This is a genomic window from Globicatella sp. HMSC072A10 (assembly GCF_001811625.1).
Lineage (GTDB): Bacteria > Bacillota > Bacilli > Lactobacillales > Aerococcaceae > Globicatella > Globicatella sanguinis.
Map to the genome: position 1 here is coordinate 1 of NZ_KV805735.1, position 311 is coordinate 311.

Below are 311 nucleotides of genomic sequence, written 5' to 3' on the forward strand. Positions count from 1 at the left end.
CTTCTGAAACAACACATTGACGATAAATCAATATTAAGATTGATTAACCGATTCTTGCAAGCTGGCGTCATTGAACTAAACGGAAACTTCCAGAAGACAGGAAAAGGCGCCCCGCAAGGAGGCGTCCTGTCGCCATTACTCAGTAACATCTATTTACATGAGTTAGATAAAGAACTAACGAAACGTGGACACCGATTCGTCCGCTATGCCGATGATTTTGTCATCTTTACGAAAAGTAAACGAGCAGGCGAACGAATTCTACAGAGCATCAGTCGATTCCTATCAAAAGAATTGAAATTGGTTGTGAATAT

1 protein-coding gene is annotated in these 311 nt (G+C 40.8%); it reads left to right on the forward strand.

Translation table 11 applies throughout. From position 1 onward, the window contains the following. A partial coding sequence (locus HMPREF2811_RS06545; protein ID WP_246829823.1) for a reverse transcriptase domain-containing protein occupies positions 1–311 on the forward strand: 311 nt, incomplete at both ends.